The following is a 14,845-nucleotide window of genomic DNA, read 5'->3' on the forward strand; positions in this document are numbered from 1 at the left end:
GAACAGCTTATACGAGTTCGAAGCTCTGTTTCTCGCCGGCGACCGAACTCGTCGCGACCCAGAGGTCGAACATACCAGGCTCGATCACCCAATCGCCGTCGCCCCAGAAGCGGAGGTCTTCGCGCTTCAAGGTCAGCGTCACGCGTTTCGATGCGCCCGGTGCCAGCGAGACGCGCGCGAACTCCTTGAGTTCGCGAACGGGCCGCGTGCGGCTGGCGACCCGGTCGTGGATGTAGAGCTGCACGACTTCGTCGCCGGCCCGCGCGCCGGTGTTGGTGACGGTGGCGGTGACGGCGAGCGTATCGGTCATTTGCGCCGGCACGACGACGTTCGAGACCGAAAAGCTGGTGTAGCTCAGGCCGTGCCCGAACGGGTAGAGCGCTTCGTTCTTCGTCTCGCGGTAGCGCGATTTGTATTCCTGGCTGCCCGTATCCGGTGCCGGGCGACCGGTGTTCTTGTGGTTGTAGAAATAGGGTTCCTGGCCGCTCTCGTTGGGGAAGCTCGCGGACAGCTTGGCGGACGGGTTGACGTCGCCGAACAGCACGTCGGCGATCGCGTTGCCGCTTTCGGACCCGAGAAACCACGTCGCCAGGATCGCCGGCGCATCCTTGACGGCACCGTGCAAGGCGAGCGCGCGGCCGTGGCGGAGCAGCACGATGACCGGCTTGCCCGTCGCCGCGACGGCTTCGGCGAGCGCCATCTGCGGGGCAGGGATCGTGATCTCGGTGCGCGATTGCGCTTCGCCCGACATGAGCTGCGATTCGCCGACCGCGAGCAGGACGATATCCGCAGCGTTCGCAGCGGCGACCGCTGTCGCGATCCCGCCGGGCAGGGGGGCTTCGATCTCGGAGCCCTGCGCCGTCGTCACGGTCAGCCCGCGTGCGCGAAGTCCTTGCGCGATCGAGACGTTGAGCTTTTCGTCGGCCATGAACGCCCAGGTGCCGACGACGTTCTTGCGGTCCTCGGCGAACGGCCCGATCACCGCGATCCGGCCGGGGTTCTTCTTCAACGGCAACAGGTTGCTGTCGTTCTTTAGCAAAACGATCGAGCGCGCGCCGGCCTCACGGCTGAGCTTCAGCATGGCGGGCGTCGAGACGCTGGTGCGTTCGGCCTTCCGGCTGACCGAGCGATAGGGGTTGTCGAACAACCCGATCGCATCCTTCAGGTGGAGCACGCGGCGCACGCCTTCGTCGAGCCGCGCGACCGGGACTTCGCCCTTCTCGACGAGGTCGGGCAGCCACAGATTGAACAGGTTCGACTGCATGGCCATGTCCATGCCCGCTATGAACGCCTTCTTCGCGGCGTCGCGGCCGTCCTTGGCATAGCCGTGCGCGATCAGTTCCTCATCGGCCGTGTAGTCGCCGACGACCATCCCGCGGAACCGCCATTGCCCGCGCAGGAGGTCGGTCATCAGCCAGTGATTGCCGCTGGAAGGAACGCCGTCGATATCGTTGAACGCGCTCATCAACGTCGCGATCCCTGCGTCGACCGCGGCCTTGAACGGCGCGAGATGGACCTCGTGCAGCGTAGCGGGGGAGATCTCGGTAAAATTGTAATCCTGGCCGCCCGAGACCGCGCCATATGCGGCGAAATGCTTGGCGCAGGCCGCAACGCGGGTCGGATCGCGCAGATCGTCCCCCTGGAAACCGCGCACGCGCGCCTTGGCCAGCTGGATGCCCAAATACGGGTCCTCGCCGGAGCCTTCCGCGACGCGGCCCCAGCGCTGGTCGCGCGCGACGTCGACCATCGGCGCGAAGGTCCAGTGAATGCCGAGCGCGGTGGTTTCCAGTGCCGCAGCGCGCGCGGTGCGCTCGGCGAGGTCGGGATCGAACGCGCAGGCCTCGGCGATCGGCAGCGGGTAGGCGGTGCGCAGGCCGTGGATCACGTCGCCGGCGAAGATCAGCGGGATCTTGAGCCGCGTGGCCATCGCCGCATCCTGCGCAGCCTTCGCGCCGGTGTAGCCGACGCCGTTGAACAGCATGCCGATCTGGCCGGTCTTGATCCGGGCGATCTGCTCGGCCGCGCCGCCGGTCGCGAGACCGGGATTGAACGGCACGCCGATCGGGCGGATCTGATCGGAGAAGCAGCTGAGCTGGCCCGCCTTTTCGGCCGGGGTCATCTTCGCGATGAGGCTCTCGATCCGGTCGTTCTGCGCGAGTGCGGCGGTCGAGCCGAGCGAGAGGCCAGCGATGGCCGCGCCGCCGGTCAGTATCTGGCGGCGATCTAGAATGGGCGACATGTCCTGCTCCTCAGTCTTTGAAGCGGACTAGTCGCTGGACCACGGTTCCGCAAATCCGCGGAACCGTGGTCGAGGTCGCTCAGCCCAACGCGCGCGTGAACAGCCGCGACAGGCGGGCGGAGAAGGCGCGGGCATCGACCGGGCGCTCGCCATCGGCGATCTGCGCTTCGTCGAACAGCAGGTGCGCGGCGTCCTCGCGCAGCGCCGTCTCGTCCTCGCCGAGCGCGGCCAGCTTGGCGATCAGCGCAGAACGCGGGTTGATCTCCAGCACCGGCTTGGCGGCGGGCATCGCCTGACCGCTTGCGGCGAGGATCCGCTCGAGCTGACGGTCCATGCCGCTATCGGCCGCGACCAGGCAGACCGCGCTGTCGGTCAGACGCTCCGACGCGCGGACCTCCGAGACCGCATCGGCGAGCGTCGTCTTCACGAACGCGATGAAGTCCGCGACTTGCGGCGTGGTGTCGGCCGTCGGTGCTTCGATACCGTCGACCAGCGGGATCAGGCCGAGATCGGCAGCGCCCTGCGTCACCGACTTGAACGGCTTGCCGTCGTGATCGATACCCGCCGTCACCCAGAAGCCGTCGACCGAGTCCGGCAGCAACAGCACTTCGATCCCACGCGCGCGGAACCCTTCGAGCTGCGGCGAGGCCTCTAGTCGGTCGAGATCGGTACCGACCGCGTAATAGATCGCGGTCTGGTTGTCCTTCATCGCCGCGACATAGTCGGCGACAGAACGCCATGCGCCGGCCGACGTCGTGGTCTTGAACCGTGCGAGTTTCAGCAGGGCCTCGCGCCGTTCGAAATCCTCGTACAGCCCTTCCTTCAGGACCGCGCCGAAATTCTCCCAGATCTTCGCATAGGCATCCGCATCGCGGGTCGCGAGCTTGTCGAATTCGCCGAGCACGCGGCCGGTGACGCCCTTGCGGATCGCGGCGAGCATCGGGCTCTCCTGGATCATCTCGCGCGAGACGTTGAGCGGCAGGTCTGACGAATCCACCAGCCCGCGCATGAAGCGGAGATAGCGCGGCAAAACCTCGGCGTCGTCGGTGATGAAGACGCGCTTCACGTACAGCTTCATACGGCCGTTGCGGTCGGGATCGAACAGGTCGAACGGCTTTGCGCCGGGGACATAGGCGAGCACCGAATATTCGTGCAGCCCCTCCGCGCGGTAGTGCAGCGTCAGCGCGGGCTCGTCGAACTGGCCGGAGACGCTGCGATAGAAATCGGCATAGTCCTCCGTGCTGATCTCGGACTTCGGCTTGGTCCAGAGCGCGGCGCCGTCGGCGATCTCGACCGGCTCGGCGTCGGGCGTTTCGCGGAGCGTGATGGGGACGGGGACATGGCCCGACTGGTCCTTGATCAGCCGTTCGACGGTATAACGCTCGGTGAAGGACGTCGCGTCTTCCAACAGATGGAGCACGACGCGGGTCCCGCGAGCGGGCGCCTCGGCAGGGTCGATCGGCGCGATCGTGTAGGTGCCGAGGCCGTCCGACGACCAGACCGACGCGGTGTCGGCGCCAGCGCGGCGCGATATCACGTCGACCTTCGATGCGACCATGAACGCGGAATAGAAGCCGACGCCGAACTGGCCGATCAACTGCGCACCGTCCGAGCCGGTCGAGGCGGCGATACGGTCCATGAACGCCTTGGTGCCCGAGCGCGCGATCGTGCCGAGCGCCTCGGCCATGTCGTCGGCGGTCATGCCGATGCCGTTGTCCTCGATCGTCAGCGTCTTGGCGTCGGGATCGAGCGTTATGGCGATCTGCGTGCGGGCTTCGTCGCCCAGCAATTCGGGGGCACTCAACGCCTCATAGCGCAGCTTCTCGCACGCATCGGCCGCATTCGAGATCAGCTCGCGCAGGAACACGGTCTTATCAGAATAGACCGAGTGCACCATCATGTGCAGCAATCGCGAGACATCCGCTTCGAACGCGTGCGTTTCGGCAGGCTGCGTTTCCGCGGCTTGAACGGTTTCGTTGGTCATGGGCTGTTACGGCTCTCTTATGGGTAATGACGGTCGAGAGTTGGCCGGCTCGGAGGGTGATTTCAAGAGCGCGTCGTCGTCGGACAGGGTGCCTCAAGCCGGCCGATGTTGCGTCGGCAGCGCTTGGCGGTTAGCGGGCCTCGATCAGCCGCTATGGGAATGATCGACATGCGCCGTTTTATCATCGGGTTGGCGGGGGTGTTGAGCCTCACGACCGCGGTCGGGGCGCAGCCTGCGTCGCGCGGCACATCGGTCACCAGGCCCGGGATCGTGCGGGTCCGGATCGTTACATCGGAAGGGCCGATCCTGCTGGCGCTTGACGCGCGTCATGCGCCCAAGACGACGCAGAATTTCCTCGAATATGTCGACGACGGGCGCTTGGACGGGACCGACTTCTACCGCGCAAGCCGGCAGAAATCGGCGCCGAAAACGGGGTTCATCCAGGCGGGAATCCGCACCGACGCACGGCGGATCCTGCCGCCGTTCCCGCTCGAGACGACGGCGATGACCGGGATCAAGCACGGCGATGCGACGATTTCTATGGCGCGCGGGATGAACCCGGCTTCGGCAGGGGGTAATTTCTTCATAACCGTCGGCCCGGCGCCGGCGATGGACGCGCGTGCGGGATATCCGGGGTATGCGGCGTTCGGGCACGTCATCGCCGGGATGGACGTGGTGAAGCGCATCCTCGCCAAGCCGACCGGTGGCGGGATGGATGCGTTCAAGGACCAGATGATCCTGAAGCGCGTGGCGCTGGTCAGCGCGCAACGGCTCGACGGCGTGGCGAAGCCGACCGGGTTGCCGAAGGCGTGGCTGATCAGGGTGCGGCCTGATCGGCGGAGATGAATGCTTCGTCGTCCCTTGCTGGTTCCGCGCCGATCGGTGCGACCGTGTCAACCGCCCGGCGGAGGCCGGGGTCCAATGGGAAAGGTCGCGGTAACGGAGGGTAGTCCTCTGCTATCGACGTCCCCCAATCGAACCCCGGTCTTCGCTGGGGTGGTATTTTGGGAGCTCGTCTCGGACGTCACGCAGTCAGGCTGAGCGCGACCGCCTCCGCCACCTTGATACCGTCCACCGCCGCCGAGAGAATCCCCCCCGCATAGCCAGCGCCTTCGCCCGCAGGGAAAAGCCCGGCGGTGTTAAGACTCACGAAATCGTCGCCGCGGGTGATGCGCACCGGCGACGACGTACGCGTCTCCACTCCCGTCAGCACCGCGTCCGGATGATCGTAACCGGGAATCTCGCGACCGAACGCCGGCAATGCTTCGCGGAGCGCGGTGATTGCGAACTCGGGTAGGCATTCGGAGAGGTCGGTCATGTGCACGCCCGGCTTGTAGGACGGTATCACCGAGCCCAGCGCGGTCGACGCGCGGCCGGCGAGCAGATCGCCGATGCGTTGTGCGGGCGCCTTGTAGTTCGAGCCGCCGGCGACGTAGGCGCGCGATTCCCAGTGGCGTTGCAGTTCGATGCCAGCGAGCGGGTGGCCGGGATAGTCGCGCTCCGGGTCGATGCCGATGACGATCCCCGAGTTCGCATTGCGTTCGTTGCGCGAATACTGGCTCATGCCGTTGGTCGCGACGCGGCCCTCCTCGGAGGTCGCGGCGACGACGGTGCCGCCTGGGCACATGCAGAAGCTGTAGACGGTCCGCCCGTTCTTGCAGTGGTGCGACAGGCTGTACGCCGCTGCACCGAGATCGGGATGGCCGGCGCACGGCCCGAACCGTGCTTCGTCGATCCACGATTGCGGATGCTCGATGCGGACGCCGATCGAGAACGGCTTGGCTTCGACATGGACGCCCTTCGCATGGAGCATCTCGAACGTGTCGCGCGCGCTGTGGCCGACCGCGAAGACGACGTGGTTGGCTTCGAGATAGTCGCCGGTGCTCAGGTGGAGGCCGCGTAGCTGGCGGGTGCCTGACTCTTCGGCGATGTCGAGACCGTCGACGCGCGTCGAGAAGCGGTATTCGCCGCCGAGCGCCTCGATCGTCTCGCGCATGCTCTCGACCATCGTGACGAGGCGGAAAGTGCCGATATGCGGATGTGCTTCGGTCAGGATTTCGGGTGGCGCACCGGCTTTCACGAACTCGGTCAGAACTTTACGGCCGAGGTGGCGCGGGTCCTTGATCTGGCTCCAGAGCTTGCCGTCGGAGAAGGTGCCGGCGCCGCCCTCGCCGAACTGAACGTTGGATTCGGGGTTGAGGACGCTTTTGCGCCACAAGCCCCAGGTGTCCTTGGTGCGCTCGCGGACGACTTTACCGCGGTCGAGAATGATCGGGCGGAACCCCATCTGCGCGAGGATCAGGCCCGCGAATAGTCCGCACGGGCCTGCACCGACCACGACCGGGCGGGGGCCGGTGTAGCTCGCGCCGCCCTTGGTGACGAAACGGTAGCCGGTAACCGGCGTGCGCTGGACGTGGCGATCCTTGCGGAAGCGCGTGAGGACGGTGTCCTCGTTCTTCAGCGTGACGTCGACCGAATAGACGAGCTGGATGTCCATCTTGTCGCGGGCATCATGCGCACGGCGCGCCACGGTGTAACGGATCAGGTCGCGCGGGGTGACGCGCAGGCGGTCGCGGATCGCGGCGGGAAGCGCTTCGTCGGCGTGGTTGAGCGGCAGCTTGAGGTCGGTAATGCGGAGCATGTCGGTCGCTCTAGCGCCGCGCGGCGCGATCCGCCATCGGGAGCGCGAGAGGACTTGATGATGCGAACCGACGAAGAACAGAATGCCAAGAGCGCTAAGCGCAAGGAGGTCCATGATAAGATCGTCGCGAGCAAGACGATCGAGAAAGGCCTCATCATCGTCCACACCGGCAAGGGCAAGGGCAAGTCGACCGCCGCGTTCGGCATGGCGGTGCGGATGATCGGGCATGGGCGCAAGGTGGGCGTGGTGCAGTTCGTCAAGGGTGCGATGACGACCGGCGAGAAGGCGATCTTCGATGCGTTCCCGGAGCTGTGCGAGTTCAAGCCGATGGGGGAGGGCTTCACCTGGGACACGCAGGATCGCGCGCGCGATATCGCGGTGGCGCGCGAGGCTTGGGACGAGGTGAAGCGGATGGTTGCCGATCCGTCGTACGCGATGGTGGTGGCGGACGAGCTGAACATCGTTTTGCGGTATGAGTATCTGCCGGTCGACGAGGTGCTGGCGGTGTTGGCGGCGAAGCCCGAGATGACGCATGTCGTGGTGACCGGGCGGAACGCGCCGGATGCGCTGATCGAGGTGGCGGATCTGGTAACCGAGATGACGCAGGTGAAGCATCCGTTCCGGTCGGGGGTCAAGGCGCAGGCGGGTGTGGAGTTCTAGGCGCGTTTCAGACGGCGGTTGGGTCGGTCGCGCTGCCGACCCAACCGCCGTCATCCTGACGAAAGTCAGGACCCAGAGCCACGAAGGCTGCCGCCCGTAACCCTGGGTCCTGACTTTCGTCAGGATGACGGGCGGGCGGTTGACCTGCTGGTGAGAACGCCCAACTGCGCACCGCCGTCTTGCGTCCCCCAAGCCTCCCGCCTATCGCTCCCCCCGCGACAGGTTCCCCCGATGCTGGCGCGGAGGGGGATGAAAATGGGAACGGGAAACACCCGGCTGCCCCTGCAACTGTACGCGGCGAGCCATCGTGCCTCATGCCATTGGGATATTCCCGAGAAGGCGGCGCGGACGGCGTTGACCCGCGAGCCAGGAGACCTGCCCGTCGCGGTCGTCTTTCGTCCGGCCAGGGTGCGCCGAACGGACGGGTAACACCCCGAGCGACGACATCGCTTCGCGTCGCGCGGAGGCTGGAGGCGCGCGCCTTTGGCCCTTCGCGTGGTGCGGGACCGACTGTCTGAAGGGGTTCCTATGCCAAGCTTACATCATTTTAAGATCGTCCGGGAGCGGACATGCTGAACCCGGTCGAAGACGGCGTCGCGGTGGTCGCGTGCAACACGTGTCGCCATTCCACCGACGCGCGCGATGACGAGCACGGTCAGCGCGGCGGCGCGCGGCTGGTCAGCGCGCTGAAGGCGGTGCAGGCGAGCGATCCCGCTTATGCCGACGTCGCGGTGCAGGAGATGCCGTGCCTGTTCGCGTGCCAGGATTTCTGCACCATCCATCTGCGCGCACCCGCCAAGGTTGGCTATGTGCTCGGCAGGTTCGAGCCGACCGAAGACGCCGCGCGTGCGATCCTCGAGTACGCGCGTCTCTACGGCGAGAGCGCGTTCGGGCAGGTGCCGTTCAAGCAATGGCCGCAGGGGGTGAAGGGTCACTTCATCACGCGCACGCCGCCCGCCGGGTTCGTCGTCGAATGACCGCCTTCGCGACGCCCGCTGCGTTTCTGGCGGCCTTGCGCGGCTTGCCGCAGGCGGACGCCGCGGCGCGATCCGCTGCGATCGCACGACAGGGGGAACTGACCAAGCCACCGGGCTCGCTCGGTCGGCTGGAGGATATCGCGGTGTTCATGGCCGGCTGGCAGGGCAACCCGCTGCCCCGGCTCGATCGTGGCAGCGCGGTCGTGTTCGCGGGCAACCACGGCATCGTCGCGCGCGGCGTGAGCGCGTTCCCGGCCTCGGTCACAGCGCAGATGGTGGCCAATTTCGAGCATGGTGGCGCGGCGATCAACGCATTGTCGCGCGCGGCTGGCCTAGATCTCAAGATCGTGTCGCTCGACCTCGACCGGCCGACGGCGGATTTTACCGAAGCCCCGGCGATGTCTGAGGATGAGTGCCTTGCCGCGATCAACGCGGGCGCGGCGGCGGTCGCGGATGCGCCGGACCTAGTTGTGCTCGGCGAGATGGGCATTGGCAATTCCACCACCGCTGCCGCGCTGTGTCTGGCGAGCTTCGGCGGGTCGGCAAGCGACTGGGTCGGGCCCGGCACCGGGGTCGATGGCGAGGGTATTGGGCGCAAGATCGCGGTCGTCGAGGCGGGAATCGCGTTGCACCGGGATGCTCTCACCGCGCCGTTCGAGATCTTGCGAAGGCTCGGCGGGCGTGAACTGGCGGCGATTGCGGGCGCGGTAGTAGCGGCGCGACTGGCGGGCGTACCGGTGATGCTCGACGGGTTCATCTGCTGTGCGGCGGTCGCGCCGTTGGCGGCGGCCTGTCCTGACATCCTCGCGCATTGCCTGGCCGGGCATGTCTCGGCCGAAGCGGGGCACCGGCGTCTTCTCGACCGCATGCGTCTCGAGCCGCTCCTGTCGCTCGGGATGCGGCTGGGCGAAGCGAGTGGTGCAGCGACGGCGACGTTGCTCGTGCGGGCGGCACTCGCGGTGCATGCCGAGATGGCGACGTTCGCCGAGGCGGGCGTTTCGGCGGCGTGAGCGCCCACATGCTGTATCTGATGCGGCATGGCGCGCCCGAGGTTCCGGGGCGGTTGCTCGGGCGGACCGACGACCCGGTGACCGAAGCGGGGATCGCCGCCTGCGTCGCGCGGGCGGACGGCCTCGCCGTGGACCGGATCGAGGCGTCTGATCTGATCCGCGCGCACGCTTGTGCGAAGGCGATCGGAGGCCCGCGAGGCATTGCCGTCGAGGTCGATCCAAGCTGGCGGGAACTCGATTTCGGCGTCTGGGACGGGTTAGCTCCCGCGGCCATCGACTGCTCAGCGTTGTCCGCGTTCTACGACGATCCCGACGCGTCGCCGCCGCCGAATGGTGAACGCTTGTCCGCGCTACAAAGCCGTGTCGCGCGCGCATTGGCGGAAATGCCGCCGGTCTCGACACTGGTCGTGACGCATGGCGGCGCGATCCGGGCGGCGCTCGCGGACTTGTGCGGGTTCGATCGGCGGCAGGTCTGGGCGTTTGATCTGCCCTATGCCGCGCTTGTCTCGCTACGCATTTGGCCGGGCCAGCCACGGACGGTGCAGATCGTCGGGCTGGCGCTGTGAAGCGGCTGATCGTCGCGTTCGGGTTCCTGACGCGCTTGCCGATGCCCCGCATCGATGTCGGCGCTGAGGATTTCGCGACGGCGATCCGCCTTTACCCGATCGTTGGCCTCGCGATCGGTGCGCTCGTCGCAGCGGCCGGCTGGCTCGGTGCACTCGTCGATCCGTGGACGGGCGCCTGTGCCGCGCTGCTGACCTGGATCGCAGTTACTGGCGCGCTGCATCTCGACGGCCTTGCCGACCTCGCCGATGGTCTCGGCGCCGCGCATGGCGATCGGACACGGTTGCTTGCGGTCATGGCCGATCCGCATATCGGCAGCTTCGGCGTCGTCACGATTTCCGGTCAGATGCTCGCCAAGCTGGTGCTGCTGCATGCGGTGGGAGCGAGCTGCGTGTTGATCCTCGTGCCGTTCGCCGCGAGGATGGGACCGCTCGTCTGGGCTAGGCTGCTGCCACCGCTGCGTCCCGGCGGCCTCGGCGCAGCGGTTGCCGGTGCGGTGCGTGGGCGTGACCTTCTGGGGTGGGGGCTGCTGCTCGCGCTTGCCGCTGCCGTGGTGCCGGCGCTTGTCGCCCTGCCGCTGCTCCTGCTCGGCGTCGCGACCTGGCTGCGGCGGACGCTCGGCGGGGTGACCGGCGATGCGCACGGCGCCGGGATCGAGATCGTCGAGACGGGGTTGCTAGTCGCGCTCGCGGTGGCCGGCGCGCTCGCTTAGCGCCAGCAGCGCGTCGAGATCGACATGACGTTCGAGCGTCGCGGCGATCGCATCGAGTGCGGCATCGATCGACGCGCCGTGATCGGGCCCGCTGGCGGCGACGCCGAGCCGCGACAGCCACGCCGCACGCTGCTCCGCGAGGGCGAGTAGACCGTGGATATAGCTCCCCGCCACCAGTCCGTCCGCACTCGTCGCGCCCTCGGGACTGCCATCGGCGCGGTGCCCGACCGGGCGCGCGGTGGCCGGCCCGGTCGTCGCGCCCATGTGCATCTCGTATCCCTCGAACGCCGCACCCTGCGACCGCCCGCGGACCCGGTCGAGCGTCTTGCGGCCGGTGAGGATCGTGTCGACGTCGAGCAGCCCCAGCCCGTCGACGCGCCCCGCCGGCCCCTCGATTCCATCTGGATCGGCGATGCTGCGGCCGAGCATCTGATAGCCGCCACAGAGCCCGAGCACCGGCTTGCCGCGGCGATGATGCGCGCGGATATCGATGTCCCAGCCCTGCGCGCGGACGAAGGCGAGATCGGGGATCGTCGCCTTCGACCCGGCGAGCACGATCATGTCGACGTCGGGGATCGGCGAGCCCGGCGGCACCATCACCAGCGCGACGCCGGGTTCGAGCCGGAGCGGATCGAGGTCGTCGAAATTGGCGATTCGTGGCGTGATCGGGCAGGCGATCGTGACGCGGCGCTGCACACTGGCGACTGGGCGTTCGAGGATCACCGCATCCTCGCTCGGCAGCCGCATCGCGTCGGTCAGCCACGGCACGACGCCGTACCCGCGCCATCCGCTGCGTGCCTCGATCGCGCGATAGCCGTCGTCGAACAGCACAGGGTCGCCGCGGAACTTGTTGATCAGGAAGCCGTGGATCATCGCGGCGTCGGCCGGATCGATGACCGCGCGCGTGCCGACGATCGCCGCGATCACGCCGCCACGGTCGATGTCGCCGACCAGCACCACGGGCACGTCGGCTGCACGGGCGAACCCCATGTTGGCGATGTCGCTGGCGCGCAGGTTGATCTCCGCGGGGCTGCCCGCGCCTTCGACGACGACAAGGTCGCAGCCGGCCGACAGTCGCTCGAAGCTGTCGAGCACGTCGACCAGCAGTCCTTCGCGCCCCTCGCGCCAGCGTGCGGCGGCAAGCGTACCACGGACCTGCCCGCGGACGATCAACTGCGAGGTGCGGTCGCCCTGCGGCTTGAGCAGCACCGGATTCATGTCGACGCTGGGCTCGACGCGGCACGCAATCGCCTGCGTTGCCTGCGCCCGGCCGATCTCGCCACCATCGGCGGTGACGGCGGCATTGTTCGACATGTTCTGCGGCTTGAACGGTCGCACCGACAGCCCGCGATTGGCGAACGCGCGACACAGCCCCGCGACGAGCACCGATTTGCCGACGTCCGAACCGGTTCCCTGCAACATCAGAGCGCCCATGCAATCCCTCCGGCAATCATGAGAAGAAGGACGCACACCCGGCGATAGACGCCAAGCGCAGCGCGAAGGTCGACTGCGGTGGCGTCGCGGCGGCCATCGCCGATATAGGGTTTGGCAAGGGTCAGCCCGTCATAGGCGATCGGTCCGGCGAGGCGAAGACCGAGCACGCCGGCCATCGCCGCTTCGGGCCAGCCGGCGTTGGGTGAGGCGTGATTGCCGGCGTCGCGCCACATCGTTCGCCACCCACCGAGCCCCGCGACGCAGACCAGGACGCCGCTCAGCCGCGCCGGAATCAGATTGACCAGGTCGTCGGTCCGCGCGGCGGCCCAGCCGAACGCGCGCCAGCGGTCCTCGCGGTGGCCGATCAGGCTGTCCGCCGTGTTGATCGCCTTGTACGCCCACAGCCCGGGGACGCCCGCCACGAGCAGCCAGAACAGCGGTGCCACCACCCCATCGCATAGGCTTTCCGCCAAGCTCTCGATCGCGGCGCTCGCGACGCCACTCTCGTCGAGCGATGCGACGTCGCGCCCGACGATCATCCCGACGCGGGATCGTGCGGCTGGGAGGTCGCCGGCTTCGAGCGCCGTCGCACACGGCACGACATGATCGTACAGGCTGCGGATCGCCAGCCCGGGTGCCGCCAGCAGGCCCAGCCCGAGCCAGGCGATCGGACCAAGCGCAAAGCGGGCAAGCGCGACGAGCGCCAGGGCGGTGGCAATCGTCACGCTGAGCAGCAGGACCAGCGCCAGAACGCCGGCAATGCGCCGTCTCGCGAACGACCAGGACGTCCTGTTCCAGTTTTTTTCGGTGTATCCGATGAGGCGGGCGAAGCCGCCGACGGGGTGGCCGATCCGTGCATAGACCCACGAGGGCCAGCCGATCGCGATGTCCAGTACCAGCGCGACCAGAGCGACGGGTTCAGCCATGCGCGAGGGCCGCATCGAGGCGGGCGAATGCGGCATCATCGCCCGGCACGCCCAGTCTCAGCCATCGCGGCGCATAATCGAAGCGGCGGGTTAGGATGCCGGCGTGCGCGAGACGCTCGAATATCGCGTCGGCCGCATCGTGTTCGATCAGGCGAAACAGCGGGCATTCGCCCGATACGGCGATGCCATGACCGCGCAAGAGCGCGTCGAGGCGATCGGCGCGCGCACCAATCGATTGGCGCGCCTCGGTTTGCCAAGCGGTATCACGATAGGCCGCGCACCCATAAGCGATCGCCTGCGCGGATACGGGCCAGCTCCCCAGCCTGCGCCGCATCGCCGTCGCGAGATCCGCCGGCGCGATCATGAAGCCCAGGCGGAGGCCGGCAAGCCCGAAAAACTTGCCGAACGAACGGAACACGACCGCGCGGTCGTCGGCGGCGAGATGCGGCACGATGCTGGTCTCGGGCAGGACATCGGCAAACGCCTCGTCGACGACCAGCCACGTGCCGCGTCGGGCGAGGCCAACGAGACGTTCGGGCACATCGCGCCGACCATCGGGATTGTTGGGGTTCGCGAGCAACACGGTTCCGTTCGTGACGCCGTCGATCGCCGCGCGCTCGATATACTGGGCATTCGCAAAAGCTTCTGCATGCGTGCCGTAACTCGGGACGACGACCCGGAGCGGGGAGGGGAGGTCGAGCGCGTCCAGCGACCGCAGCCCGATCTCGCTGCCCGGCAGCGCGACGACGCGATCAGGGGTGGTGCCGAACACATCCGCCGCCACCGCCTCGAGATCCAGCAGCGCATCGGGCGAAGGCAGCGCGTGCGTATCGACCTCGATCCCGGAGGGGGGCACCCAGGGTCGGGGATTGATCCCGGTCGAAAGATCCAGCCACGGCCGCGGCGCGTCGGGATAAAGTCGCACGGCAATGTCGACCCTTCCTCCATGAACGCGCAGTGCCGACATATCATCTTTCACACGATCAGACGGGCTTTCGCTTGATCTTCCGGGCGTCATCGTCATTCCGCTGACGCGCTGCAAGCGCGAAGGGGTGGAAATGTATTCAGTGGACGCGTCGTTCGGCAAAAGCCTGTTCGTCCTGGGGGGGGCGCGCTCTGGCAAGAGTCGCCATGCGCAGGGGATGGCCGAACAGGCCGCCGAACACGCCGCAGCACAGGGCGGTGATCTGGTCTATGTTGCGACGGCGCAAGCCTTTGACGACGAGATGGTCGATCGTATCGTCCGTCATCGCGCGGACCGCGACGCGCGCTGGCGCACCGTGGAGGCGCCGATCGCGCTCTCCGAGGCGTTGGCGGACGCCGATGGCGCGGGCAGCGTCATCTTGGTCGACTGTCTGACGCTCTGGATGACGAACCTTCTGCTCGGCGACCACGATATCGAGGCGCGAACCGTCGACTTGCTGGCGGTGATCGCCAGCATGCGGGGCCGGGCGGTGTTCGTGTCGAACGAGGTGGGGATGGGAATCGTCCCCGATAATGCCCTTGCCCGGCGGTTCCGCGACGAAGCCGGCCGGCTGCATCAGCGCCTCGCTGCGCAGGTCGACTCCGTCGATATGGTATTCGCGGGACTGGTCCAGCGGTGGAAGGGCGTTTCGCCCGCGCAATCATTTCATCGATAATCCACGATCTTTCGGGATGAATGATCAGACCGAAATCGTGACGCCCTCAACGAAAATG

General features: G+C 67.4%; 13 protein-coding genes and 1 riboswitch. Of the genes, 7 read left to right on the plus strand and 6 right to left on the minus strand.

Annotation, left to right across the window (positions count from 1 at the left end; translation table 11 throughout):
* Positions 1-7 precede the first annotated feature (7 nt).
* Both ASF09_RS06555 and htpG read right to left on the minus strand, forming a co-directional pair.
* A complete protein-coding gene (locus ASF09_RS06555; RefSeq protein WP_082444116.1) occupies positions 8-2,239 on the minus strand; it encodes a glycoside hydrolase family 3 N-terminal domain-containing protein in 2,232 nt (743 codons plus the stop codon).
* Between the two features lie 79 nt (positions 2,240-2,318).
* Entirely contained in the window at positions 2,319-4,223 is a 1,905-nt protein-coding gene (htpG, locus tag ASF09_RS06560) for a molecular chaperone HtpG (RefSeq protein ID WP_060525449.1), read from the minus strand.
* A 168-nt stretch (positions 4,224-4,391) separates the two neighbouring features.
* Between htpG and ASF09_RS06565 the strand changes: the two genes are divergently transcribed.
* The gene (locus tag ASF09_RS06565; protein WP_060525715.1) at positions 4,392-5,069 is read left to right on the plus strand and encodes a peptidylprolyl isomerase; all 678 of its coding nucleotides are present in this window, start codon (positions 4,392-4,394) and stop codon (positions 5,067-5,069) included.
* 178 nt (positions 5,070-5,247) lie between these two features.
* Here ASF09_RS06565 and ASF09_RS06570 read toward each other — a convergent pair whose 3' ends face one another.
* The gene (locus ASF09_RS06570; RefSeq protein WP_060525450.1) at positions 5,248-6,864 is read right to left on the minus strand and encodes an NAD(P)/FAD-dependent oxidoreductase; all 1,617 of its coding nucleotides are present in this window, start codon (positions 6,862-6,864) and stop codon (positions 5,248-5,250) included.
* A gap of 54 nt (positions 6,865-6,918) precedes the next feature.
* Here ASF09_RS06570 and cobO point away from each other — a divergent pair, with 54 nt between their 5' ends.
* The 5 genes from cobO (at position 6,919) to cobS (ending at position 10,787) form a co-directional block, all read left to right on the plus strand.
* Positions 6,919-7,524 carry a cob(I)yrinic acid a,c-diamide adenosyltransferase gene (cobO, locus tag ASF09_RS06575; protein ID WP_060525451.1) on the plus strand — a complete coding sequence of 202 codons (606 nt, stop codon included), beginning with the start codon at positions 6,919-6,921 and terminating at the stop codon, positions 7,522-7,524.
* Between the two features lie 203 nt (positions 7,525-7,727).
* A riboswitch (cobalamin riboswitch) is annotated at positions 7,728-7,921 on the plus strand.
* Between the two features lie 172 nt (positions 7,922-8,093).
* Entirely contained in the window at positions 8,094-8,501 is a 408-nt protein-coding gene (locus ASF09_RS06580) for a DUF1636 domain-containing protein (RefSeq protein ID WP_060525452.1), read from the plus strand.
* On the plus strand, positions 8,498-9,511 hold the full coding sequence (gene cobT / locus ASF09_RS06585; protein ID WP_060525453.1) for a nicotinate-nucleotide--dimethylbenzimidazole phosphoribosyltransferase: 1,014 nt from the start codon (positions 8,498-8,500) through the stop codon (positions 9,509-9,511). The genes ASF09_RS06580 and cobT overlap by 4 nt, the downstream gene beginning before the upstream one ends.
* The gene (locus ASF09_RS06590) at positions 9,508-10,077 is read left to right on the plus strand and encodes a histidine phosphatase family protein (protein WP_156359243.1); all 570 of its coding nucleotides are present in this window, start codon (positions 9,508-9,510) and stop codon (positions 10,075-10,077) included. The genes cobT and ASF09_RS06590 overlap by 4 nt, the downstream gene beginning before the upstream one ends.
* Complete coding sequence (cobS, locus tag ASF09_RS06595) at positions 10,074-10,787, plus strand: adenosylcobinamide-GDP ribazoletransferase (RefSeq protein WP_060525455.1); 714 nt, start codon at positions 10,074-10,076, stop codon at positions 10,785-10,787. The genes ASF09_RS06590 and cobS overlap by 4 nt, the downstream gene beginning before the upstream one ends.
* Here cobS and ASF09_RS06600 read toward each other — a convergent pair.
* From ASF09_RS06600 to ASF09_RS06610, 3 genes are read right to left on the minus strand one after another with little or no spacing between them, the layout of a single operon-like run.
* A complete protein-coding gene (locus ASF09_RS06600) occupies positions 10,752-12,221 on the minus strand; it encodes a cobyric acid synthase (protein WP_060525456.1) in 1,470 nt (489 codons plus the stop codon). The genes cobS and ASF09_RS06600 overlap by 36 nt on opposite strands.
* Positions 12,209-13,147, minus strand: a complete 939-nt coding sequence (gene cbiB / locus ASF09_RS06605; protein WP_060525716.1) for an adenosylcobinamide-phosphate synthase CbiB — start codon at positions 13,145-13,147, stop codon at positions 12,209-12,211. Before cbiB ends, ASF09_RS06600 begins: the two co-directional genes overlap by 13 nt.
* The gene (locus ASF09_RS06610) at positions 13,140-14,072 is read right to left on the minus strand and encodes a threonine-phosphate decarboxylase (protein ID WP_327196552.1); all 933 of its coding nucleotides are present in this window, start codon (positions 14,070-14,072) and stop codon (positions 13,140-13,142) included. Before ASF09_RS06610 ends, cbiB begins: the two co-directional genes overlap by 8 nt.
* 142 nt (positions 14,073-14,214) lie before the next feature.
* Between ASF09_RS06610 and cobU the strand changes: the two genes are divergently transcribed.
* A complete protein-coding gene (gene cobU / locus ASF09_RS06615) occupies positions 14,215-14,787 on the plus strand; it encodes a bifunctional adenosylcobinamide kinase/adenosylcobinamide-phosphate guanylyltransferase (protein WP_268795610.1) in 573 nt (190 codons plus the stop codon).
* The last annotated feature ends 58 nt before the right edge of the window (positions 14,788-14,845 follow it).

Source organism: Sphingomonas sp. Leaf242 (assembly GCF_001422045.1).
Classification (GTDB): Bacteria; Pseudomonadota; Alphaproteobacteria; order Sphingomonadales; family Sphingomonadaceae; genus Sphingomonas.

Coding starts and splice junctions, on each gene's coding strand:
- ASF09_RS06570 (WP_060525450.1), bottom strand. CDS start 6,864: ATGCTCCGCATTACCGACCTCAAGCTGCCGCTCAACCACGCCGACGAA.
- ASF09_RS06580 (WP_060525452.1), top strand. CDS start 8,094: ATGCTGAACCCGGTCGAAGACGGCGTCGCGGTGGTCGCGTGCAACACG.
- htpG (WP_060525449.1), bottom strand. CDS start 4,223: ATGACCAACGAAACCGTTCAAGCCGCGGAAACGCAGCCTGCCGAAACG.
- ASF09_RS06600 (WP_060525456.1), bottom strand. CDS start 12,221: ATGGGCGCTCTGATGTTGCAGGGAACCGGTTCGGACGTCGGCAAATCG.
- cobT (WP_060525453.1), top strand. CDS start 8,498: ATGACCGCCTTCGCGACGCCCGCTGCGTTTCTGGCGGCCTTGCGCGGC.
- ASF09_RS06565 (WP_060525715.1), top strand. CDS start 4,392: ATGCGCCGTTTTATCATCGGGTTGGCGGGGGTGTTGAGCCTCACGACC.
- cbiB (WP_060525716.1), bottom strand. CDS start 13,147: ATGGCTGAACCCGTCGCTCTGGTCGCGCTGGTACTGGACATCGCGATC.
- ASF09_RS06555 (WP_082444116.1), bottom strand. CDS start 2,239: ATGTCGCCCATTCTAGATCGCCGCCAGATACTGACCGGCGGCGCGGCC.